This window comes from Weizmannia sp. FSL K6-3076 (assembly GCF_038007245.1).
Taxonomy (GTDB): Bacteria; Bacillota; Bacilli; order Bacillales; family Bacillaceae_C; genus Weizmannia; species Weizmannia faecalis.
In genome coordinates, this window is sequence record NZ_JBBOWU010000001.1 from 455,598 (window position 1) to 479,498 (window position 23,901).

Genomic DNA, 23,901 nt, shown 5'->3' on the forward strand with positions numbered 1-23,901 from the left:
AAAAAGTAATGAGAAAAATCGGAATACAGGAAATAGAAGATATCGCAGTTGGAGCCGCCTTGCTGGGCACAGGGGGCGGCGGTGACCCGTACATCGGGAAGCTGATGGCAATCCAGGCAATTGAAGAATACGGCGAGGTCACTTTATTGGATGCGGAAGAAGTGCCGGATGATGCCCTGGTGGTTCCTTCCTCCATGATGGGCGCACCGACTGTCATGCTGGAAAAAGCGCCTAGCGGTGAGGAAGCGTTCGTTGCTTTTCAAAAATTGGAAACGTATCTTGGCGATAAAATTTATGCTACTTTTCCCATTGAGGCCGGCGGGGTCAACTCCATGCTGCCCTTTGCGTTAGCGGCGAAACTGGGGTTGCCTGTTGTCGATGCGGATGGAATGGGGCGGGCTTTTCCGGAGCTGCAAATGGTGACATTTTATCTGGACGGCATAGCTGCAACGCCGGCCGTTTTAGCGGATGAAAAAGGAAATACCGTTGTCCTTTCAACCATTGATAATGTTTGGACAGAAAGGATTGCCCGTTCAGCAACGGTCCAAATGGGCGGATCTGCGATGACTGCCATGTACGCGATGAAAGGGAGAAATTTAAAAGAAAGCGGCGTCCGCAATATTTTAAAACTCGAAGAAACCATTGGTAAGACGATCCGGAAAGCAAAGGAAAACAATGTAAATCCGATTCAGGAAGTTGTTAAAAGCGTCAAAGGATTTCCGCTGTTTTCCGGCAAAGTGAAAGATATTAACCGTAAAACGGAATCCGGATTTGCAAGAGGGACAGCAACGTTTGAAGGCATGCATGAAAATAAAGGAGAGACGCTTACGCTTCGGTTTCAAAACGAGCATCTTTTGGCCCGGACGGAAGAACGCTTATTGTGCATGACCCCGGATTTAATCGCTGTTTTGGATGCGGAAACAGGGCTCCCGATCACAACAGAGGGGATTCGTTACGGCGCCCGGTGTGTTGTCATTGGAATTCCGTGCCATCCAAAATGGAGAACAGAAAAAGGGTTGGCAACGGTCGGCCCGAAATATTTCGGATATGATGTGGACTATGTTCCGGTGGAAGAACTTGCAAAAGAAGGAGTGCGTTCATAATGGGAGTTTACCGTATTGGAATCGACGTTGGTGGCACACATACAGATGCCGTTTTATTGGATGAAAAGAATACTGTGATTGCGGAAACCAAATCGCCGACAACAGAAGACGTGGCAACAGGCATATATCATGCGATGCATAAGATCATCAGCGATGCCAATGTTCCGCGCGATCAAATACACTATGCCATGCTTGGCACGACACATTGTACAAATGCCATTGTAGAAAGAAAGAGATTAAATCATATTGCGGTTGTGAGGATCGGCGCGCCGGCCACATTGGCTGTGAAACCGTTGATCGGCGTTCCGGAAGATTTAAGGGAAGCGTTAGGGAAACACGTTTATCTCGTTCGCGGCGGCCATGAGTTTGACGGCCGGGAAATTACAACGCTTGATACCCATTATCTTTTTCAAATTGCCAGGGAAATGAAAGGAAAAGTAGATTCTATTGCGATCACTTCCGTCTTTTCACCTGTTTCCCAGGACCATGAGCACAGGGCAAGCGAAATTTTCAGGGAAGTATTAGGAGATGAGGTTGCGATTTCGTTATCGTCCGAAATTGGTTCCGTCGGCCTGCTTGAACGGGAAAATGCAACCATTTTGAATGCAGCGGTTGTCAATGTTGCCAAAACAGCCGCAGAAGGATTTATTCAGGCACTCGAAAATGAAGGTATCAAAGCACGCGTCTTTTTCGGGCAAAACGACGGCACGCTGATGTCGGTTGATTATGCCGTAAAATATCCGATTTTTACGGTTGCTTGCGGACCGACCAATTCACTGCGCGGCGCTTCTTATTTAAGCCAATTGTCTGATGCGATCGTGGTCGATGTCGGGGGGACGACTTCGGATGCCGGCGTACTTGTCAACTCTTTCCCCCGGGAGTCATCGCTTGCCGTTGAAATCGGCGGAGCGCGGACAAATTTCCGCATGCCGGATCTCATTTCAATCGGTCTTGGCGGCGGGACAATTGTACGAATCCGGGATAACGGGGAGTTCACAATCGGGCCGGACAGCGTCGGTTACAGGCTTCCGGAAAAAGGTTTGATTTTCGGGGGAGACACCCTCACCACCACCGATGTGGCAGTAGCACTTGGAAAAGTGGAACTGGGCGACCCGGAAAAAGTAGCGCATCTTGACAAAAAAGTGATGCAGCAGGTGTATGGCAGAATGGTGGAAATGGTCGAAGAAGCTATCGATAAGATGAAAACAAGTGCGGCACCGGTTCCGGTCATCCTTGTTGGCGGCGGGAGTGTATTGCTGCCGGACTCTTTAAAGGGCGCATCACGGGTCATCCGCCCGGAACATTCCGGTGTTGCCAATGCGATTGGTTCTGCGATTGCACAAGTCAGCGGCCAAATTGAAAAAATTTACGTTCTTGACGAAATAGGCAGGGAACAGGCATTGGAATCTGCCAAATCCCAGGCGAAGCAAGAAGCGATCAAAGCAGGGGCAGATCCCGGCAGCCTTGTCATCGTGGATATAGAAGATGTGCCGCTCGCCTATCTTCCGGGAAATGCGACAAGAATCCGAGTGAAGGCAGCCGGGGAGCTGGGGCGGATGCCAGTTGCCTCGATTTAAATTCTTGGATGTTGAAGCCGGGAAAGCACGTGAATTCTAACTGGTGCCGGATAGGAATGAGAAATCTGCCAAAGATGGATCTTTGGCAGATTTTTAGCAGGGGGGTCAATTTTTCTCCAACCAAACGAGTGTTGGGCAGGGAGCCCCGTCAGGTTTGTCAATCGTTGCTTCACGATGATCTATGGGTTTGTTCTTTCATAATATGATCTAATCGGGATAACCCTTTTTCTGCAGTATGCATCATCTCGTCAAACAATTCCTGCACTGTCGGAATCGTATGAATAAGGCCGACGACCTGTCCGGCCCAAGCATAACCTTTTTCTTCATTCCCGTCATAAATATAGTTGCAATTTGCGCTACCGCTAATCATCTCTTTCAGGTCTTCGTAGGATGCCCCTTCCTGTTCACGTTCCATAATATTCAAGGCAAAGCGGTTTTTCAAGACCCGGCCCGGTGCCCCTAATGTTCTCTTAATCACTACTGTATCCGTTTCTTTTGCATGCACGATGGCCTGCTTATATTTCTCGTGTGCATGAATACATTCTTTGGTGGCAATAAAACGGGTCCCCATTTGAATTCCTTCTGCGCCAAGAGAAAGGGCAGCCAATAATCCACGTCCGTCGCCAATGCCCCCGCCGGCGATTACAGGAATGGATACTTCGTCTGCAACCCGGGGAATGAGCAACATGCCGCCAATGTCGTCCCGGCCTAAATGGCCCCCGCCTTCCTGCCCGACGGCGATCACTGCGTCTGCACCCAATTGTTCAGCTTTTTGTGCTTGTCTTGTTCCAGCCACAAGGACAAGTGTACGAATGTTTTCTCCTTTTATCCTTTCGAAGACCGGTTGCGGGTTACCGCCACTGATGGAAATGGCTGGAACCTTTTCTTCAATGGCCACTTCAAGCAACTCCTCGTACCGGCCGTTATACCTTGCGATTGCAAAGTTTACACCGAAGGGCTTCCCGGTTAATTTTCGTACTTTGTGAATTGCATTGCGAAGTTTTTCAGGTGTTCGCAGCGTCGCGGCAGTAATTTGCCCCAGGCCGCCCGCATTGGAAACAGCAGCAGCTAATTCCGCATATCCGAGATAAGCAAGGCCTCCTTGGATAATGGGGTATTTTATTTTTAATATCTCCGTAATGCGAGTTCTCATTTTTACCGGCCCCTATTTGACTGAATTCCTTTTTTCTTCGTTAAGTGATAGCTTTGCCTTATCATATCACAGATTTCTTCCTCCGGGACGGTGCCGTCAAGAATAACGGAATTCCAATGTTCTTTGTTCAGATGGTATGCCGGAACAACAGCGTGGTATTTCCGGCGATAAAAGTCCAGCCAGCCGTTTTCACCTTTCACATTGATCCAAATATGGCCGTTTCTTTCAAAAATCCAGGCAAAGACTTTTTTATTTTTTTTGTGGCGCATTAATGTCCAATTCTTATCTTTAAAGGGGTAATCTTCATACGTGTTTTCCAGTTTTAAACAGTAATGGATAGCGTCCTCTCTTGTTTTCATTTATGATGCTCCTTCAACATGCTGTTATTTATATTATATAAAAATGTTAGGGATTACCGTCATTTTTTCCTGCTTTCTTAACGTAGGCGTGCTCTATGTAAAGGAAGGTCACCGAATTTTTCTGCCTTCTTAACATAGGCGTGCTCTAAGTAAAGGAAGGACGTCGATTTTTCCCGCTTTCTTAACGTAGACGGCCCTATGTAAAGGAAGGACGCCGATTTTTTCTGCTTTCTTAACATAGGCGTGCTCTATGTTAAGAAAGGTCATCGAATTTTCTTGCTTTCTTAACGTAGATGCGGTCTATGTAAAGGAAGGGCGTCGAATTTTCTCACTTTCTTAACGTAGGCGTGCTCTATGTTAAGAAAGGTCACCAATTTTTCCTGCTTTCTTAACATAGACATGGTCTATGTAAAGGAAGGACGCTGATTTTTCTTTCTTTTTTAACGTAGACATGCTCTAAGTAAAGGAAGGACGCCGATTTTTCCTACTTTCTTAACATAGGCGTGCTCTATGTTAAGAAAGGTCATCGAATTTTCTTGTTTTCTTAACGTAGATGCGGTCTAAGTAAGGGAGGGACGCCGAATTTTCTCACTTTCTTAACGTAGACATGCTCTATGTAAAGGAAGGACGCCGAATTTTCTCGCTTTCTTAACGTAGACGGGTTCTATGTTAAGGAACAGCGCCGTTTATTCGTATTTTTTGCTTTATATTGGTTTGAGTGGTGAAACTTTTTCAGCGTTCATCCTTCCTTTATCGTATTGTTGTTATTTTATTTTTTTGCGTCACGATTCCTGATGCAATTGGAATTCCCATGCCAATGATTACGATAGGTAAAAACCATTTACCAAACCCGTTTCCCCATCCCATTGCAATCACAATGGATTCCAATAAGATTAAAGCAAAGAAAATCAGACAAATATTTTTCAATTGATTTAGCAGTTTCCGGCTATGCACATAAAATTGTTTTGCATTTGATTCATTTAATCGATCAGGATAATTATAAATATGAGGGAATTTTTCCAAAACCTGCATCAATAGCGCAAGGATTGCCCCCACGCCGGGTAAAATCAAAAGTTCCCATTTTGATCCCCAACGATCGACTTTACCGGAGGCATCATAATGTCCGGGAACTTTTTCTGGAAGTTTCCCCAAACGCTAACCAGAAAAATAATCGAACCAAAGAAAAATAAATAGCCAATTATGTCCCAAAACCATTCGCCTTTTGTCTTGGAAATTTTCAATTTGGGCTGCTTCCGGGAGTTTGGCATGCCATTTCCCTCCAATCCAGTTTCTGATTCATTTCCGTCCAGCCATAAAGTTTTTTGTACATGAAAAAGCCCCCAAGTGCAAGGTTTTTTACATTTCATGAAACCCTTACATTATAGATACGATAAAAGTAACCAAATTCCTTATCAAATTTGAATTTGGTTTTTTATCCGGGCTTCTCTCCGAAGCGGATCGTGTATGGTAAACTAATGATGTCTTTGCCACTTTGAACGGGATTCCAGTTTTCACCATTTGAGTCCATATGAAAAGAAGGGGAATAAAAATTGAAAATGAACCGAACAGGCGCATGGTTTCTACTACTATTCTTAATGCTTTTTTGCAGTGGTTGCGGCCAAACCCAATCCACTAACAGCCAGCCAGTAAAAGAAAAGCAAGTGCAGCATATAAGTGCGGCAAAATCAGAGAGTAAGGCCGACAGTAAAACCGTTAACAAAACAGACAGCAATCATAAAAGTACCGCATCACTTCCAAAAGGAAAACTAAAGGTTTATTTTTTTGATGTCGGGCAAGGGGATAGCATGCTCATCCAAACACCAAAAGGAGAAAATGTGTTAATTGATGGTGGGAATAATGACAAAGGTGATGATGTTGTCCGGTATCTTCGCCAGCTGCATGTCAGCCAATTGGATGATGTGATTGCCACCCATCCGGATGCCGATCATATCGGGGGCCTGGATACGGTTCTGGAAAACTTAAAAGTAAAAAATGTATATGCGCCGCGGGTCGTGAATACAACCAGAACCTATGAAGATTTTTTGCTGGCTGTGAAAAATAGCAGACTTAAAATCAAGCAGGCAAAAGCGAATGTTGATCTTGGGTTGCGGGGGGCATCGATGAAGTTTGTCGGTCCTGTAAAAGATTATCACGAAGAGATGAATGACTGGTCGGCTGTTGTAAAACTTTCCTATGGGGAGAAAGGCACTTTTCTATTCACGGGAGATGCCCCTATCCGTTCTGAAGAAGAAATGATTGCAACGCACCAAGATCTTTCATCCCAAGTATTAAAAGTGGGGCATCACGGTTCAAAGACTGCTACAAGTCAGGCGTTTTTGGACGCCGTAAAACCGAAGTACGCGATTATTTCGGTAGCGAAGGTGAATTCGTACGGGCTTCCAAATGACGAGGTGATCAATCGTTTAAAGTCGAATCATATTCAAATTTTCCGGACAGACGAAATGAAAACCATTTTAGCGGTGACCGATGGGAAGTCTATTGAATTCCAGCCGGTTCCGTCTTTAACGCCGAATCATTCGTCTTCGGAAGCGGGAAATGCAACGGCTTCCGGCAAGGCTGCTCCGCCAGTAAAGCAGCCATCCCAGCAAGCCACTTCTAACGGGACATTACAGGCGAAGCTTGATGATCCAACGCCGCAGCAGTATAGTAAAATCAATTTAATGGTTACAGGTTTGACAGGCGCAACGTATCAGGCCACTTTTCATTATAAAAGCAAAGACACCGTCTATCGGGGAACGGTAGGGACGCCGCTTTCGGTTCGAATCAGCAGAGCGGCTCCTGGTTATGAGGTGCGGATTGATATAAAAGCTGTTGTAAAAGGGAAAACATATACCACCCATACTTCTTTTACCCCGCAATAAAGGAGGCCATTTTTGATGAAATATATTGTAGATCGGATCGAAGGGGAATTTGCTGTTTGTGAAAAAGAGGACCGGACGACTGTGGATATCCGTCTAAGTAAGCTCCCATCCGGTGTCAAAGCCGGAGACGTTCTCGTCGTCGAAGATGGAACACTGCGCATTGACAGGCAACAAACAAAGGAACGAAAAGCCCAAATCGAAAAATTGGCGGATGAGCTTTTTGAATAGGTAGCAGGGGGAAAAGGGTCAAACGGGGTACCAGTTGGGATATGGTCTTATCCAATAAGGGTGCGCACTGCCCAACTTTGAAAGAACGCGGGAATCCTTAAAGTATGCAGTGTTCAATTAGATTTTGGGGAGGGGGATTGTCTTATGCTATATTTGTAAGGACAAAATGAAGGTAAATAGAGACGGTTTGAAACTTTTAATCATCTCTGATAAACTACCCTATATATTTTATTCGCATTTTATGGGAGTACATTAAGGTTTAAACATCAACACGATTGATGCGTTGTTTATATCTTGGTGTACGCAGTAAGTGCGTGGATTGAAATTGTGAATTGGAAATTTACGTTTTTCTTGATTTTTACGTGTGTAGGCCAAACTACCAGGGTATGGGTATTGCCCCGATAGTTTGGCCTTTTTTTGTTCGGCAGCGGAATTTCAATATTAACAGACATTTATATGATATGAGTCCAATGAAAACAGATATAAAAAACATCTCTTTTTTTATGAACTCGTCACTTTTGATGCGGGGTTTAAAAAATATTAAATGTTCAAATTTTTGTGTTGCAGAGCAAGAAAATTTTTACTATAATTAATGTATGGTTAAATTTCCAATTCACAGAAGGTGGTAAAAATCAGATACATTGCCCATTTTGCTGAAAATAAAGAGCCTCATTATTTGGATGAGCATATTAAGGGGACGTATTTTCAAGCAAGACGTTTTAGCCATACGTTTGATCGTTACGGGATCACGGCCATTGCTGCGATTGCACATGACTTGGGGAAAAAGTCTAGTGCGTTTGTACAATACTTAAAAGCAGACAAAAAAATTCGCGGGTCAGTCCAACATGCTATTGGTGGTGTGATTGCGCTTTGTGACATTCTACAAGAGGTGCGGGATGAACGACTTATCATGGCTGCTCTGATAGTAGCGGGTCATCATACAGGGATGCCGGATCTACCAAGGTTGTCTGAGGAAAAGGTTCGTGAAGCCCCGCAATATTTGAAAGCAATTCCGGAGTTGTCACAAACAGAAATGCAAATGATTAAAGACATATTGAAACGATTTCCGGGATTGCCGCTCGGAGGAAAATCTGATCGTAAATCTTCATTTGCGTACAAAGAAATGCTGATGAGAATGTGTTTTTCTGCACTTGTAGATTCTGACTTTCTGGATACAGAACGTTATTTTGATTATGGAAAGAGTATAAAACGGCGGGGAAAAGCATTCAGTATACAACAACTGGATGAACAATTACAGAACTATATGCTTAAGTTGCGCATGGAAAGCCAGGATAAAGAGATAAATAGATATAGAAATGAAGTATATATGGCTTGCAGAGAAGCGGCAAAACAACCTTTGTTTTTTCGGGCGCTGGTTGTACCGACCGGGTTGGGGAAAACGTTGGCTTCGATAGCTTTTGCACTTGAGCACGCAAAAAGATTTAACAAAAAACGGGTGATTGTGGCGTTGCCGCTCGTGAACATCATTGATCAAACAGCCAGACAGTATCAAAAGGTTTTCGGGAAGGCATCCGTTTTGGAACAGCATTCCCAGCTAAGTTATACAGATGATAAAGGTGAGTCAATGGAGCGGGCAAGGTTGGCAGCTGAAAACTGGGATTCATTTCCGATTATTGTAACAACGACAGTAGAATTGTTTGAAAGTTTATTTTCAAACCGCACAAGTAAAGTAAGAAAGCTTCACCGTTTAGCAAACAGCGTGATTATTTTAGACGAATTTCAAAAATTGCCCATCCATGTTCTTGCACCTATTTTTCAAGCTCTGCACATATTAATGGAACATTTTAATGTCACTGTCGTTTTATGCAGCGCAACACCGTTGTCTTTCAAAAATGCTGAATTGGTTGGAAATATGGGTACGCCGGTAGAAATTTGTAAAAACCATGATCAACTGTTTGCAAGCATGAAACGGGTTGAATATACCCGGATTGAAAAGCCGCTAACTGTCTCAGAGCTTGTGGCCAGAATGAGGGAACACCCTGCTGCACTTTGTATCCTAAATACGAGGAAAGATGCCTTTCAGGTATATCGCGAAGCAATCAGCCAAAAGGTGAACGGACAGAAATTATATCATTTATCGAATCGGATGTGTCCTGACCACCGGAAAAAGGTGATCGAACAAATTAAAGAGGATTTAAAAAAAGAAAAGCCCATTCTTGTCATAACAACAACAGTAGTAGAAGCAGGAGTGGATTTGGACTTTCCAACAGTGTTTCGCGCAATGGCCCCGATTGACTCAATTGTTCAGGCTGCAGGAAGAAGCAACAGAGAAGGAAAGCTGGACAAAGGAAAAGTGTTTATTTTCGAATTGATTGGAGGGGGGATGCCTGGCGGAATGTACCGTAAAGGAACGGAGCAAACGAGAATTTTATTGAATCATCACGGCACCGTTGCATTGCATGAGCCTTGGATTTTCGAAAAATATTTTCGGAGTTTATATACCCTCGGTGGAGACGACTTGCTGGATTCATATGGAATAACAAGCCTTAAACCTTTTTCATTTGAGAAAGCGAGCCGCTTGTTTCAAATGATTGATCAGAATACGGTATCCATCCTTTGCAAAAATTACCAAGATGAAGACGGACAGATTGAAAGATTGATTCGGATGTACAAAGAAGCTCCATATTTAACAAAGGAATGGTATCGTGAGGCACAGTTATTTGCTGTAAATGAATATGTGGACAGCAGTTTTTTTAGAGAGAATCAAAATCAGTTGGAAAAGATATCGGAAGGTTGGTATATTTGGCACGGTGATTATGACATGAAAACCGGGATTATGGATATGGACGAGGGAGGAGATTGATAGATGGGGAAAATTTTCCGGCTGAAAGTATGGGGCGAGTATGCACTGTTTACCAGGGTGGAAGCGAAAGTGGAACGGGTATCTTATCCCGTAATGACTCCGTCTGCGGCAAGGGGCATTTTAGAAGGAATTTTTTGGAAACCAGAATTCAAGTGGCGAATAAAAAGCATCCATGTGTTGAAGCCCATTCAGTATTATTCTATTTTGCGGAATGAAGTTGCTTCAATTGTGCCTGGTAACATCGTCACGAGTAGACGGGATTATTTCACAGATGATAACCGGGAACGGCAATTGCGCCATTCAATCATGCTGCGTGATGTTGCCTATATTATAACGGCAGAAATGCAGCTAGTAAACCCGACGATGGAAAATAAGAGGAAGTATGCATCTATGTTTTTGCGAAGAGTGAACAAAGGGCAGTGCTTTCATCGCCCCTATCTCGGGACAAGGGAATGTTCACTTCACTTTTCCCTGCCTGAAGATGATGATAAGGCAATACCCGATACAATGGACATTGGCCCAATGTTATTCGACTTAAAATATCCCAAAGATCCCGGACAAAAAAATGCCCGTGTCATTCCCTATTTCTTTGATGCCAAATTGGACCGGGGTGTATTGTATGTGCCCGAGTACCTATATAAGGAGGTGGACGGCTGAATGTATATGCGCAGACTGGTGGAGTTTGCCGAACAGCATGCCAATGATTTGCCGCCGGTCGGATATGCCCGGAAAAGTTATCAATGGTTTGTTGTAATTACACATGATGACTGTTTTGAGTTTATTCAGGCTGAGCGGGGTGAACAGCGTGTTATTCCGAATCGCAGTCGTCAATCGGGTGTATCGCCTATTTTGCTTACTGACAAGGCGGAGTATGTATTTCAACTGCCTAAAAATCCCGCCAATGCAAATAGAGCAGCGGAACGCCACCTTGCATACCTGAAATTATTGAAAGAATGTTGTGAGGCCACACGCAATGAAATTGTTCAAAAGATCGTGCGGATATTGGAAAGTAAAAGCTGGCGGCTCCCAGATGGCATGAAACCGGATGATTTTATCTTGTTTCGGACGGAAGCGGGTGACTTTCCCCACGAAGACAATAAAGTAAAAAAGTTTTGGGAGGATTTTCTATTAAAGAATAGCTCAAAGGAAGAGAACGATAGTGTTTGCTTCATTTGCGGACGTACTGCACCGGCAGTAAAACGCCATACCATTGAATTTTCTTTGGGAAAAGAAAGGACAAAGCTTATTTCGGCCAACAAAAGTGCCTATTTTTCATACGGACTAGAAAACTCAGAAATTGCACCTACATGTTTTGCATGTGAACAAAAATATGGACAAGCTCTCTCGTACTTATTGAGAAAATATCCTAACAAAAAGCAGCACGGTGGCCCTCATATGATGGAAATCGGCAATGTGACGTACGTGTACTGGACTGTGCAAAACGATCCGGAAACGACCAGCATGTTTTCGTCACTATCCGACCCGGATCCCGATGCAGTCCAGAGAATTTTATCATCACCATTCAGAAGGACTGAAAATTACGCTTCTTTAGACCGTGTATGTATTTTAGCGCTGTCAGCAAACAAGGCCAGAATGGTTGTCCGGGACTATGCGGAGCCGCCTGTATGGGAGGTAAAGGCTCAAATCCGACGCTATTTTGATGCGCAACAAGTAGTGGGAGCACCAAAACCGGCGAGCATTTATTTATTGGCCGCTTGCATGTACCGTGATGGAAGAAAAGAGATGCGGAAGGAAGATGTTCTGGACTGGATGAACTGGGCACTTTATGGCAAAAGACTCTCAGAGCGGATCGTAGCAAAAATCGTGAGAAGAATTCAGGCAAGGGGCGGTATGACATGGATACATGCAGCAGCAATAAGAAGCTGGCTAATTAGCCAAAACAAGGAGGAATGGACAGTGGATTTAGATCACGCCAGAATCACGCCGCCTTACTTATGCGGCAGGTTGTTTGCGGTATTGGAAGCAGTGCAATACGAAGCAGTTAGAGGAAACGAAACGATTGCATCAAGGTTCTATGCGGCAGCTTCATCGACTCCACGAACGATTTTCGGACTTTTAATGCGAAATAGCAAATGGCATTTAAGTAAAATCGGTAAAGAAAACAAAGGATATGAAGTTCGTTATCAACAAAGGATTCAATTGATAACCGGCCAATTGAAAGAATTCCCTGCTGTCCTTGATTTGCAAGGACAGGCTGAGTTTGCACTCGGTTACTACCATGAAAGACAAGATATATACAAGAAAAAAGAAGATATGTCTGCTGATTCTGCTAATGTAAATCATTTAAATAAAACTGTTGTTGAGGGGGATAAATAGAATGAACATCAATTCAATTATTGATCCAAACAAACGCTACGATTTTGTGCTCGTCTTTGATGTGACGGATGGAAACCCGAACGGTGATCCGGACGCAGGCAATCTGCCGAGAATTGATCCGGAAACAATGCAAGGTATCGTAACGGACGTTGCAATAAAAAGAAAAATAAGAGATTACATTTACTTGACCAGAGGGAATTTGGAAGGTTTTGATATTTACGTCAAGCATCGCGGAATTCTTACAAATGAGCAGAAGAAGGCTTATGAGCAATTAGGAAAACCGGAAAACGACACCAACTTGAAAACAGTAAAAGATGCGCGGCAGTGGATGTGCGAACATTATTTTGATACACGTATGTTTGGTGCTGTCATGTCCACAAAAAAATTTAATGCAGGTCAAGTACGGGGAGCCGTACAACTGACATTCGCACGCTCGGTTGATCCGATTTTTCCTGCTGAATCGAGTATTACTCGTGTTGCATTAACAAATGCTGATGATATTAAAGGCGGGGAAGCTGCTGATGAAGAGGCACGTACCGGACAAATGGGGAGGAAAGCCCATGTGCCATACGGTTTATATATCTCCTATGGTTTTTATACACCATCATTTGCAGTTCAGACAGGAGTAAGAGAAGAAGATTTAAAAGGGCTGTGGGAGTCGCTTATTAACATGTGGGATCTGGATCATTCAGCCTCGCGCGGTCGGATGGCATGTCGGGGATTATATGTATTTTCACATGAAAGTTATTTAGGTAATGCACCATCTAATCAATTGTTCGAGAAAATTGAAATCCATCGAATCGATCACAGTAAGGTTGCAAGATCGTATAAAGATTATACCGTCGTTTTTGATGAAAAAATGCCCGAGGGAGTAACGCTGTATAAAATTGTGAATTCTTTTAAAGATGTCAAAGCTGTCAACTGAGTTGTTGTCTTTGGATACAGGGCTTTACTTCAGTGCCACTCTTTGGTTTGGGTCAGACGCTTACCAGATGCTTAAAACCTAACAGCGGGGAAGGTCCTTAGAATGATTTTTAGTTTTAATAGGATATTCAACATCTGTCGAATTAGACGCCGATGCTGAAATTAATCGTAGTAGTACTGATGACTTTTTGCAGCAGGAAACAGAGTAACACGTTTTAGTTCATTTTATATAGCAGAAAAACAAAAATTAACCAGTCCAATTTATCTCGTAAGAACGATTAGTTAAAAAGTGGTTTTTTAACGTGCTGCTTTTTACGACATAGCAGTCTGTAATAAGAATGCTTTTTGGTGAAACTGTGCGAATGAATAGTGGACATGGATTTCCCATGGGATTCGCACCAAAAATCCAATAGGTTTTTCCATATAAAGGAATTTTCGTATAGCAAAACTTGGGATAATATGGGGTAATTTGTAGATATTCGTCAAAATCTATTAAATTTCTACACGATAATAGCTGTCACACTCCTCGTGAGTGTGTGGATTGAAATGCTTCGTACTGAATACGAACAATTGCGCCAAGAATGTCACACTCCTCGTGAGTGTGTGGATTGAAATATTTGGAATTGTGCATAGCGATCTAACTACCAAAGTCACACTCCTCGTGAGTGTGTGGATTGAAATCGCCAAACTCAACCGCTTATTTAACTCCTGTATGTCACACTCCTCGTGAGTGTGTGGATTGAAATTTTTCCACGTCTAGTACGATTGTTTCGTCGGTCAGTCACACTCCTCGTGAGTGTGTGGATTGAAATGCGTATGTCGGCAAGGACTACGGCGACGATCCGGGTCACACTCCTCGTGAGTGTGTGGATTGAAATTGAATCAACTGCCGGTAAATGGATATTGCAAAAAGTCACACTCCTCGTGAGTGTGTGGATTGAAATACCACCTTCATCATTTTTGCAATCCAACATTTGTGTCACACTCCTCGTGAGTGTGTGGATTGAAATTTGCCTGCGAATTAAGAGCAAATCGCCATCCATGTCACACTCCTCGTGAGTGTGTGGATTGAAATTTGCCTGCGAATTAAGAGCAAATCGCCATCCATGTCACACTCCTCGTGAGTGTGTGGATTGAAATCGAAAAAGTGACGAATGATATTTATGGACATGTGGTCACACTCCTCGTGAGTGTGTGGATTGAAATAAGACCAAGTCCGTGATTTATCCGCCGGCATTTCGTCACACTCCTCGTGAGTGTGTGGATTGAAATCGAGAAGGTGTGTTTATTACGGAAGATAAGAAGCGTCACACTCCTCGTGAGTGTGTGGATTGAAATATGGCGTTATCTTCGCCAAGACTAGACCAAACAGGTCACACTCCTCGTGAGTGTGTGGATTGAAATAGTAACCTGAATGATAAATAGATCGGAACCGCAGGTCACACTCCTCGTGAGTGTGTGGATTGAAATTGAAGTAAGGGACGTTACAGAAGAGGAATTGGGGAAAGTGTTGGAAGAACAGCAGCAGCGAAAAGAACAGCGGAAAAAAGAGGAACTGCTAAAAATTGAGCAAGAGCAGGCGTTGCGTGAACAACAGGAAGCAGAAGCCCGCTTGGCGGCGATGTCGAAGGAAGAAAGATTGCTCTTTGCTATACAATCATTAACAGAATCACAAGCAGACCTGGAAAAAAGCAAATCGGAGTTATATGAGGAGGTAATCGCACAGCAAAATCAGGAAGCTGCTTTAGCCCTCCGACAATATTGGGAAAAAACAGGCCAGTGGAGAGTCAATAAGAAAAAGAAAAAACAGTATGATAAAGTCCTATCCATTAAAAAACTGTTAAATATAGAGTAAAGGCACGGGATCTCTGTAAACAGCTTTTTTTGATGTAAATAGGGCTTGCTGAACGAATCCGACGCTGAGTTTGTGCCCAATTTATCTGCAACCTCTGTCTCAAAATATAGAAGAATTCTTTTGCAAAAAGGGGTGATTTGATCTTCTCCATACGTTGAATCGGCTTTCGCGTGCAGGCATTTCCCTGGATTTGTTGTAAAACCCATGCATTTAAATGGTGGCCAAAGCTGTCAGCGTCCTTGCCAAATCTAGGAATTTCGCTTATTCAGCAAGCCCTAAATAGCGAAAGGAAGAAAACTCTTATTCAAGATTTCTTCCTTTTTTCTATGGAAAATATTCAGCTGCTTCAAATTTATCGGCTTCCTGCCGGGCCGGGCGGGAGTATAGATATCGCATCTATAATTGAGCACCCAGGGAGCTGATGTAGAATACATTTTCATCTTTTCCAGTGTGGTTTTTCTTTCCCATATCTTAGAGCTTGCTGAACGAATCCGATTCTGAGTTTGTCTGCAAGCTCTGTCTCAAAATATAGAAGAATTCTTTTGCGAAAATGGGTGATTTTATCTTCTCCATACGTTGAATTGGCTTTCGAGTGCAAGCTTTTCACTGGATTTGTTATAAAACCCTAGCATTTAATGGTTGCCAAAGCTGTCAGCAACCTTGCTAAATCTAGGCATTTTGCTTATTCAGCAAGCCCTATCTTAGGTAAGTCGGATTTTCATGATAAAACGTTTCTAGTCAGCCAGCGTACGCTTGTTAATAAACTGCCGATTTTTTTGAACTTCAGTATGGGTAAAGCTTTCTTTAAGAGTGCCGGGGTTGCATATTTTTCCAGCTTCATGGAGAATCTTATCCAATGCGTTGTCTGTATTGGATTCATCGGCGAAGGGGAGGAACGCATGACTGTATACACGTTAGTCTTGTATCCTAACAGCTTAAAGTGGTGAAAAAGGAGAGATCCGGGGGCGTAATGCGTGATATTCCATCAAAAGGATAATTCGTTCGTTACGCGTGTCCCGGCGTTAAGGCGTCAAGCGTGAACCATGATTCGTTCGCAACCAGTTGTAAATAGTGAGTGCCAAACGATTTGATATGCTCAAATCTAAGCAGCAAGCCCCCAGATCTCCTTTTCCTTGCCGGCATGAGATCCGGCGGCAAAAGGCGGAATCCAGGCTCCGTCCCTTGCCGCCGGGTCTCATGCCGGGTGTTTACTGGTACTCCTCTACAAAGTCGAGGTCAACCGCTGCGTTAAAATTGGCTTTATCAATCAGTATCGATAGACGGTTGGCTTCTTTTTCGGTTTTTTCAGCCTGCTTTTTAACCGCAGGGGGGTCAAACAGCGCTTTCTTGTAGACAACATTTGCGTCAAAAGCGCCTCTTTCTATCCGTTCCACTTGTTGGCTGCTTCCAAACTCTTGGAGCATTTCGGCTTCGGCGCGAAGTTGTTTCACAAGCTCTAACGCCTCTACGATGGATATTTTTTCACCCTTCCATTCAATCGTTGTGCGTAAGTTGGATGCTGCCAGTGCCTTTGTGACCGCCCGATAGTGGTTTCGCACTTGCTGAATTTCCGCGCTCACCACCTGAAATGTTCGTGCATGCGGCTTATATTCTTCACCTTTTTCAAATTCAACGTAGGCAATCTGGCTTCGATCCTGAATCAAGTCATGCAGTTTTTTGGACACCGCATTTTTAAGCAACCGTGCTTCCGCGACCGTGATTTGCATTTAACGCCCCACTCCCCTCCGACTTTTTCAATTTGGTATTATTATACAATTCCTGCTTTTAAGAGTGCAATGGTGGATTTGTAGTTCTTGCGGCCGTCATCTCTTTTTATTTTGAGGTTGCTGAACAAGCGGCATTCTCAAAGTTAAAAATGATTCCGTAGATTTTGTCGAACTTTAAATGCAATACAGAAAAAAACTTTGCACTCGAAAACATTTTAACGGTTATAAGAGGACAAAATCCTTCCTTTTTTGAAATATTTCTTCTATTGGGGTGAACATTTAAGACGGCTTGCTGGGTGAATCGGTTAAAATGCCAAAATCCGATTCGTTCAGAATCCCTATTATGGATCGATTTTTTTGTGCCAACTGTTGAATCCGAATGAAAAGGAGAGCCGGCCCGTCCATTTACAGTCTGGAATCTGGCCGGGAATCCACTTGCTTCACGAGGGAAAAGATATTGTATAGATCGTATTCAAATTATTGGGTATTCGCATTTTTTAAAGATAAAATGGAATTATGCATTTATAAATTTTGTCATTAGAGGAGGCGGATGAGTTTCTCTTGCTTGTGCCGGGGTAAAATAAAGTAAAATTTTAATCAAATTTTTCATGTCAGCTCTTTTTGTATTTTCAACTTGGCCAACACAGAAAAGAAAGAAGGATACTGTATGAACATGATGCATCGTAAGTTGGGAACTTTTGCGCTTACCATGACCGGTCTTGGATCCATCATCGGGTCCGGCTGGTTGTTTGGTGCCTGGAAAGCAGCTACGATTGCCGGCCCGGCAGCCATTTTTGCCTGGGTGATCGGAATGGTCGTTATCTTATTTATTGCCCTTTCTTACAGTGAACTGGGGGCCATGTTTCCAGTAGCGGGGGGAATGGTAAAATACACCCAATATTCCCATGGTTCTTTTGTTGGCTTCCTTGCTGCATGGGCGAACTGGATTGCCATTGTTTCCGTTATTCCGAGTGAGGCCATGGCTTCTGTGCAGTATATGAGCTCATGGCATTGGAGCTGGGCACAGAGTTTGGCACATAGCGGAATGCTGACGCCAAAAGGACTCGGCCTTGCTTCTTTGCTACTGTTGATTTATTTTTTTCTGAATTACTGGGCGGTTAGTTTATTTGCAAGGGTAAACTCGCTGATCACTATATTTAAAATCGTGATTCCGGGGTTGACGATTTTTGCACTTTTGATTGTCGGGTTCCATGGCGGCAACTTTACATACGGCCATGCTTTTGCGCCATACGGGTGGTCAAGTGTGTTTACGGCGGTGGCGACATCCGGGATTGTGTTCGCGTTTAACGGCTTTCAAAGTCCGATTAATATGGCGGGCGAAGCGAGAAAGCCGGGCCGGTCGATCCCGATTGCAGTCGTTGGATCTGTTTTAATTGCAACGGTGATTTACGTTCTGCTGCAAATTGCGTTTATCGGGGGTGTCAGCCCTTCTGTCCTGGCACATGGCTGGAATCATTTGAAGTTTAACTCCCCGTTTGCAGATCTTGCCATTGCGTTAAATATTAACTGGCTCGTGATTGTCTTGTATTTGGATGCGTTTGTATCTCCATCCGGCACCGGGACTACTTATACTGCAACAACTGCGCGTATGCTGTATGGTATGGAGAAAAATGGATATTTGCCGCGGTTTATCGGCAAACTGCATCCGGTTTATGGCATTCCGCGCCCGGCGATGTTTGTCAATTTGGTCATCTGTTTTATTTTCCTGTTTGTATTTAAAGGATGGGGTTCACTGGCAGAGGTTATTTCTGTTGCTACGTTGATTTCTTATATCACCGGGCCTGTAACTGTCATGGCATTAAGAAAAACCGCGGGGTACTTGTACCGTCCGCTCCGGGTGAAAGGCATGCAGATCATTGCGCCATGCGGCTTTATTTTTGCTTCGTTGACGCTATATTGGGCACGGTGGCCGCTTACCGGGGAAGTTTTCCTCATTATTATGATCGGGCTTCCCATTTATTTTTACTATCAGGCGAAAAGGAAATGGCAGTCTTTTTCGAAAAATTTCAAGTCCGGTATTTGGATGGTCGCCTATCTGATTGTGATGATGGGCATCTCTTATTTTGGAAGTGAGAAATTTGGCGGCCTCAACATGATCCCGTACGGCTGGGACATGGTCCTCATTGCTTTCGTTTCGCTCGGTTTTTACATTTGGGCAGTGAAAAGCGGATACGAAACACCCGACCTGCTTGAAGCTGCAAAATTAAACAAAGCATTGAAAGAGCATGACACGGGTGTGAATGATGATGAAAACGGTAACGGGAAACGAAACCCAGCTTATTCAACGGATTGGCCGCACTGATTATCGTAGAATTTGTCTAACAGGGGAATCCCTTCAAACACGTACAAAAAGCAGCAACCCATTTATTATTGAAAAACTGAATACCAAAAAAGCGCAGCTGAACCACTGCGCTTTTTTGATGCCTTTTTATTTCACTTTCACCGTCCGGTATCCACTGCTGTTGCCGGACTTATCCGTAGCTTTTACTTTGATCGCAGTCCCTTTTTTCTTCGGGCTGATTTTTATTTTGTAACTACCATGTTTATCAGCTTTGGCAGAGCCGATTTTTTTACTGCCGGTATAAGCGGTGACCGTTGCATATGCTTCCGTTTTTCCGGTGATATAACGGGAAGTATGGCTGACAGTGTTAACAGACGGTGTACTTGGTGCAATTCTGTCAACCACCGTCACGCTTTTTGTTCCACTTTTGCCATAAGTGTTTGTAGCATACACATAAATTTTTGTTCCGGATTTTTGTTTAGGAATAGAAACTTTATAGTCGCCTTTGCTGTTGCTTTTGCCTTTATAGGTTTTGGAACCGATTTTGACATAAACTGTGCTTGATTTGCTCGTCTTCCCGCTAACGGATGTGCTTTTATTGCTGACTGTGTTCACAGACGGCGTTGTAGCCGGTGATCCGACGGTCGTTACTTTTGTTCCACTTTTCCCATAAGTGTTTGTAGCATACACATAAATTCTTGTTCCGGCTTTTTGTTTAGGAATAGAAACTTTATAGTCGCCTTTGCTGTTGCTTTTGCCTTTATAGGTTTTAGAACCGGCTTTAACATAAACCGTGCAGTTTGCGTCTGTTTTGCCAGATACACTTGTACTATTGGTACTTACCGTATTAATAGATGGTGCAGAAGGGTACAAAGGTGCATTGACGGATAAAACGTACTTGCCGGTATTATAATCACTGCTAATTTTTAAATAGTATGTTCCCGCTGGCAGGCTCTCACTTTTGTTCCATTGTTTAGGTGTTTCAATGGAGCCGTCGTAAATATAGTCGTCCCAAAGGGCGGTTCCCTTTGAATTTGTTAGATGAAGATCGACCCCCTCCATATAGGAATCTATATTCATCGTAACTTTTACAGCTTTTGGCAATGTGAATTTATAGCAATCTGTATGATCACTCTCGCTCAGAAAACCGGTTATTTTTTGCGTATTAAGGGAAATCTGCTGGGCCTGGGTCGTTCCATTATTGGGTTCCGATTCATTGTTTCCGGCGGCAGTAAACCAGGTTGACAAATGATAAGTGCCGGTTTCAGGGCTGTGAATTTTGATATAATAGGTTCCGGCCTCTAAATCAGCATCTTTCATCCATTGCTTGGGAGTCTCTTTGGTTCCGTCATAAACAGATTCTTCGTCCCAGATGTTGTTTCCGTTCGCATCTATAAGATCCACATAGGCCCAATCTATACTGGAGTCAAGACTGATTTTAAGGTTTCCTGCTTTTGGCAGTCTTACTTTATAAACGTCCGTATCGTCACTCCAGCTCAAAAAACCGGTGACTTTTTGGCCGTTTGACAGCTCCTGTGCCTGAGATGTACCGTTATTTGGCTCCACTTCATTATTCCCTGCTGGTGTGTAATTGACATATAAATTGTATTTACCCGTATAACCGCTGGAATTAGAAATCTTGATATAATAGGTTCCTGCCTCCAGATCAACACTCTTTGACCATTGCTTCGGCGTTTGAGAGGATCCACCATATATGTCTTCATCTATTCCCCAAACGTCATTTCCACTTTCATCCAGAAGATCCAGAGAAGCATCATAAATGTTTGAATCTACGTGAACATCAATGGTGCCTGCTTGTTTCAAAATGAATTTATAGCAATCCGTATCATCATTTAAGCTAAGAAAACCGTTGATTTTCTGGGTATTGAGTGTAATAGGCTGTGCTTGTGATGTGCCATTGTTCGGCTCTGTTTCATTGTTCCCAGCAGTATTAAATCCAACCTTTAAATCATATTTTCCAGTATAGTCACTGGATTGGGAAATCTTGATGTAATAGGTCCCGGCCTCCAAATCAGCTTGATCCGACCATTGTTTTGGCGTGGAAGCAGATCCATCGTAAATGTCTCTGCTATAGCCCCATACACTCTTTCCATTTTCATCTGTCAGATCCAAGATAACAGCTTCGATATACGAGTTTAAATTGACTTTCACTGTACCAGCCGAAGGCAGTGTAATTTTATAGACTTGCTCAGCATTTTTGTTACTTATTGTGTTAGTAACTGTCGTATTAAAGTTTAAAGTTTGCGTGGTGCTCGCAGAAGCATGACCTGTTTGTAAAACAAGTGCTGGTAAAATTAATGCAATTGCCAAGACCAAGTAAATGGTTTTCTTTATAACCTTCACTATTCAACCCCTCCAGTATCGACAAATTAAAAATAAGTGGGAAAACACGTCTCCTTTCTATGCAAAATTAAAAAAACCAATTCTATTATAAAAGGAATTGGAAAAATAAACCACAATTTTTATAGGACTTTTGTATGAGGGATTTATCGTATTTTTAAAGCTACAAATCCTGTTTTCCAGAGTAGTTCGGGAATTCCGGGGAAGTCAGTTAGTACCAGCGGGGCTGCAGCTGGGTTCCGTTTAAAAGTGGGGATTTTCAATCTGAAAAAAATATGAGAAGGTTCTTCATAGGACAGGAAACTATGGCCCCATTGTTTGGTAACAGACAAATTTTCAACTTATGGCATCATGGGGAAGGTGAGACATCGTATGAATAAGTTGCCAGCTACAACAAAATTTTGTCGAAATGTATAGTCTTGGATGGAAAAATGTTATATAATTTAAATAGTTTACACATAAACGATTTTGGGGGAAATGATGAAAAAACTGAGGATCTTTTTATCCATTTTACTGGTGGTTGTTGTATTGGGCGGCGGGGTGGCTTATTTTGCTTACCAAAAGCTGCAGCCGGAGAACCATTTTAAAAACGTGCCGACCGTCTCTAAAACTGGGAACAACCCGGGCAGCCAAAGCACAACAACGCCCAAAATGAAGGAAAACGTATTCAATGTCCTCTTACTCGGTTCAGACGAACGGAAAGGGCAGAAGGTGGGACATTCGGATTCGATTATCTTGCTTCATGTCGATCTGAATAAGCACAAGTATAACATGGCCAGCATTCCCCGTGACACACGCGTGTATCTTGATGGCTACGGCTATACGAAACTGACAAGCGTGCAATATATTAAACAAGCAACAGGTGGCACAACAGCCGGGATTAAAGCCGCTATCAATTCAATCAGCCAATTGACAGGCGTACCGGTCAACTATTATGTGGAAACGAATTATGAAGGCTTGCAGTCGATGGTGGATGCACTGGGGACGATTGATGTGGATGTGCCGTTTGATGTAAAACTGACACACCCCTGGTACCCGGAAAACAAAGGAAGAGTAATTGCACAAGGTACGCAGACGCTTGACGGAGAAATGGTGACAGAGCTTGTACACGAACGCTATTCGTTGAAAAACGTGGACTATGACCGCCAGCTGCTGCAGGAAAAAGTGTTGATCGGTATTGCCAAAACCGCACTTCAACCGAAAAATTTAACGAAACTGCCAAAACTGGTGGACAAATCATCTGAATTTGTCATTGCTACCAATATGTCAAAAACAGATATCGCGAGTCTTGGTCTGCTTGTAAAAAATCTTAACACAGATAAGCAAGTGACCTATTACCAGCTGAACGGCACATCGAAAAGTATGTACGACGATATTTTAAAAAACAACAACTCGGAAATCGTCCTCGACCAGACGGCATTGAAAAAGACAATGGAGCATTTTGAATAAAAGGATTCGGAATTGGGATTGTGATTTGCATGATGGAGCTGGGATAAGCGGGGACAATTTAGGTTTCAAACGAATTTTATCCACTTGAATTTTTTGGAAAGTGAACGGCCAGAAAAAGCGGCCATCTACTTTGCGTGGAAAATAAACAGATTGCTACGTAAGCTAATAGGGTTAATTACTTTTTCTGTATGTAAAGGCCCGGTATTTTGAAGGCAGACAAGAGCAAGGTTCCAGATAAGGTTGCTTTGTTTTTACGGAGGCATGATGGTAGGGGCCGGGTCATAAATATTTTATAAGTCTGGTGTACAACGCCGGAAATCTAATTCAGTGGGGGTATCATAATGGCAACAATTTTATACGCCGTCTTTATTGCAATTGCGCTTTATGTTTTAAATGGCATGGCATTTATGAAGTTGGCCCAAAAAGCCGGGCGCGGAGACATTGCCTGGATGGCTTGGGTCCCGGTCTGTAATGTGATCCAGCAGCTTCTTTTGATTAAGAAAAGCGGCTGGTGGGTGCTCATTCTGCTCGTCCCGGTTGTGAACTTTATTTTTATTATCATTTGGCAAGTGAAATTGCTTCAAGCATTCGGCAAGCATGGCGCCTATGTACTGTTGTATATTTTTATTCCCATAGTTTATCAAATTTTATGGATCGTTTGGGCATTTTCCGACGAGACGAAGTACGTGGAAAGGGAAGCAGTGTAAGGATGATAAAAAGATGCCGGCGTTTGGTACGGCATCTTTTTATTATCATGAAGCTAAAGTGGGAAAGCTGCTCTGTTGTTTTAAAAGGGAAACGATCACGAGGCCCACTGCTG

16 protein-coding genes, 1 pseudogene and 1 CRISPR repeat array are annotated in these 23,901 nt (G+C 43.2%); of the genes and pseudogenes, 12 read left to right on the plus strand and 5 right to left on the minus strand.

Annotated features, from left to right (window positions below; genetic code table 11):
* The first annotated feature begins 8 nt into the window (after nucleotides 1-8).
* On the plus strand, nucleotides 9-1,103 hold the full coding sequence (locus NSS95_RS02100; RefSeq protein WP_340713756.1) for a DUF917 domain-containing protein: 1,095 nt from the start codon (nucleotides 9-11) through the stop codon (nucleotides 1,101-1,103).
* Complete coding sequence (locus NSS95_RS02105) at nucleotides 1,103-2,680, plus strand: hydantoinase/oxoprolinase family protein (protein WP_328220794.1); 1,578 nt, start codon at nucleotides 1,103-1,105, stop codon at nucleotides 2,678-2,680. The genes NSS95_RS02100 and NSS95_RS02105 overlap by 1 nt, the downstream gene beginning before the upstream one ends.
* Nucleotides 2,681-2,849: 169 nt before the next feature.
* Here NSS95_RS02105 and NSS95_RS02110 read toward each other — a convergent pair whose 3' ends face one another.
* The 3 genes and pseudogenes from NSS95_RS02110 to NSS95_RS02120 all read right to left on the minus strand — a co-directional run bounded on the left by NSS95_RS02110 (nucleotide 2,850) and on the right by NSS95_RS02120 (nucleotide 5,460).
* Complete coding sequence (locus NSS95_RS02110; protein WP_014096172.1) at nucleotides 2,850-3,833, minus strand: NAD(P)H-dependent flavin oxidoreductase; 984 nt, start codon at nucleotides 3,831-3,833, stop codon at nucleotides 2,850-2,852.
* A gap of 2 nt (nucleotides 3,834-3,835) precedes the next feature.
* The gene (locus NSS95_RS02115) at nucleotides 3,836-4,192 is read right to left on the minus strand and encodes an MmcQ/YjbR family DNA-binding protein (RefSeq protein WP_014096171.1); all 357 of its coding nucleotides are present in this window, start codon (nucleotides 4,190-4,192) and stop codon (nucleotides 3,836-3,838) included.
* Between the two features lie 750 nt (nucleotides 4,193-4,942).
* Nucleotides 4,943-5,460, minus strand: a pseudogene (locus tag NSS95_RS02120) (DUF1648 domain-containing protein).
* 327 nt (nucleotides 5,461-5,787) lie between these two features.
* Here NSS95_RS02120 and NSS95_RS02125 point away from each other — a divergent pair.
* The 7 genes from NSS95_RS02125 (at nucleotide 5,788) to NSS95_RS02155 (ending at nucleotide 15,242) form a co-directional block, all read left to right on the plus strand.
* Entirely contained in the window at nucleotides 5,788-7,074 is a 1,287-nt protein-coding gene (locus NSS95_RS02125; protein ID WP_272955367.1) for a ComEC/Rec2 family competence protein, read from the plus strand.
* Nucleotides 7,075-7,089: 15 nt separating this feature from the next.
* Nucleotides 7,090-7,302 (plus strand): DUF3006 domain-containing protein, encoded by a 213-nt coding sequence (locus tag NSS95_RS02130; protein ID WP_013858348.1) that lies wholly within the window; start codon nucleotides 7,090-7,092, stop codon nucleotides 7,300-7,302.
* 676 nt (nucleotides 7,303-7,978) lie between these two features.
* Nucleotides 7,979-10,126 (plus strand): CRISPR-associated helicase/endonuclease Cas3, encoded by a 2,148-nt coding sequence (locus tag NSS95_RS02135; RefSeq protein WP_061565736.1) that lies wholly within the window; start codon nucleotides 7,979-7,981, stop codon nucleotides 10,124-10,126.
* Nucleotides 10,127-10,129: 3 nt separating this feature from the next.
* Nucleotides 10,130-10,783, plus strand: coding sequence for a type I-C CRISPR-associated protein Cas5c (cas5c, locus tag NSS95_RS02140; RefSeq protein WP_061565737.1), 654 nt, complete (start codon nucleotides 10,130-10,132; stop codon nucleotides 10,781-10,783).
* Complete coding sequence (gene cas8c / locus NSS95_RS02145; RefSeq protein ID WP_061565738.1) at nucleotides 10,784-12,463, plus strand: type I-C CRISPR-associated protein Cas8c/Csd1; 1,680 nt, start codon at nucleotides 10,784-10,786, stop codon at nucleotides 12,461-12,463.
* Between the two features lies 1 nt (nucleotide 12,464).
* A complete protein-coding gene (cas7c, locus tag NSS95_RS02150; protein ID WP_326242789.1) occupies nucleotides 12,465-13,388 on the plus strand; it encodes a type I-C CRISPR-associated protein Cas7/Csd2 in 924 nt (307 codons plus the stop codon).
* Between the two features lie 515 nt (nucleotides 13,389-13,903).
* A CRISPR array of direct repeats spans nucleotides 13,904-14,857; the repeat unit is 32 nt; unit sequence GTCACACTCCTCGTGAGTGTGTGGATTGAAAT.
* A gap of 40 nt (nucleotides 14,858-14,897) precedes the next feature.
* Complete coding sequence (locus NSS95_RS02155) at nucleotides 14,898-15,242, plus strand: hypothetical protein (RefSeq protein WP_061565740.1); 345 nt, start codon at nucleotides 14,898-14,900, stop codon at nucleotides 15,240-15,242.
* A gap of 1,208 nt (nucleotides 15,243-16,450) precedes the next feature.
* On the opposite strand, the gene NSS95_RS02160 is transcribed toward NSS95_RS02155, so the two are convergent.
* The gene (locus tag NSS95_RS02160; protein ID WP_328229193.1) at nucleotides 16,451-16,969 is read right to left on the minus strand and encodes a hypothetical protein; all 519 of its coding nucleotides are present in this window, start codon (nucleotides 16,967-16,969) and stop codon (nucleotides 16,451-16,453) included.
* A gap of 667 nt (nucleotides 16,970-17,636) precedes the next feature.
* On the opposite strand from NSS95_RS02160, the gene NSS95_RS02165 reads away from it, so the two are divergent.
* Nucleotides 17,637-19,292: an APC family permease gene (locus NSS95_RS02165; RefSeq protein WP_340713757.1), complete on the plus strand. Its 1,656-nt coding sequence runs from the start codon at nucleotides 17,637-17,639 to the stop codon at nucleotides 19,290-19,292.
* Nucleotides 19,293-19,418: 126 nt separating this feature from the next.
* Here the strand turns inward: NSS95_RS02165 and NSS95_RS02170 are convergent, their stop codons facing one another.
* Complete coding sequence (locus tag NSS95_RS02170) at nucleotides 19,419-21,635, minus strand: Ig-like domain-containing protein (RefSeq protein WP_328229877.1); 2,217 nt, start codon at nucleotides 21,633-21,635, stop codon at nucleotides 19,419-19,421.
* A gap of 477 nt (nucleotides 21,636-22,112) precedes the next feature.
* Here NSS95_RS02170 and NSS95_RS02175 point away from each other — a divergent pair, with 477 nt between their 5' ends.
* Together NSS95_RS02175 and NSS95_RS02180 are read left to right on the plus strand one after the other, a co-directional pair.
* The gene (locus NSS95_RS02175) at nucleotides 22,113-23,081 is read left to right on the plus strand and encodes an LCP family protein (RefSeq protein WP_014096162.1); all 969 of its coding nucleotides are present in this window, start codon (nucleotides 22,113-22,115) and stop codon (nucleotides 23,079-23,081) included.
* Between the two features lie 341 nt (nucleotides 23,082-23,422).
* Nucleotides 23,423-23,788 (plus strand): DUF5684 domain-containing protein, encoded by a 366-nt coding sequence (locus NSS95_RS02180; protein ID WP_014096161.1) that lies wholly within the window; start codon nucleotides 23,423-23,425, stop codon nucleotides 23,786-23,788.
* Nucleotides 23,789-23,901 lie beyond the last annotated feature (113 nt).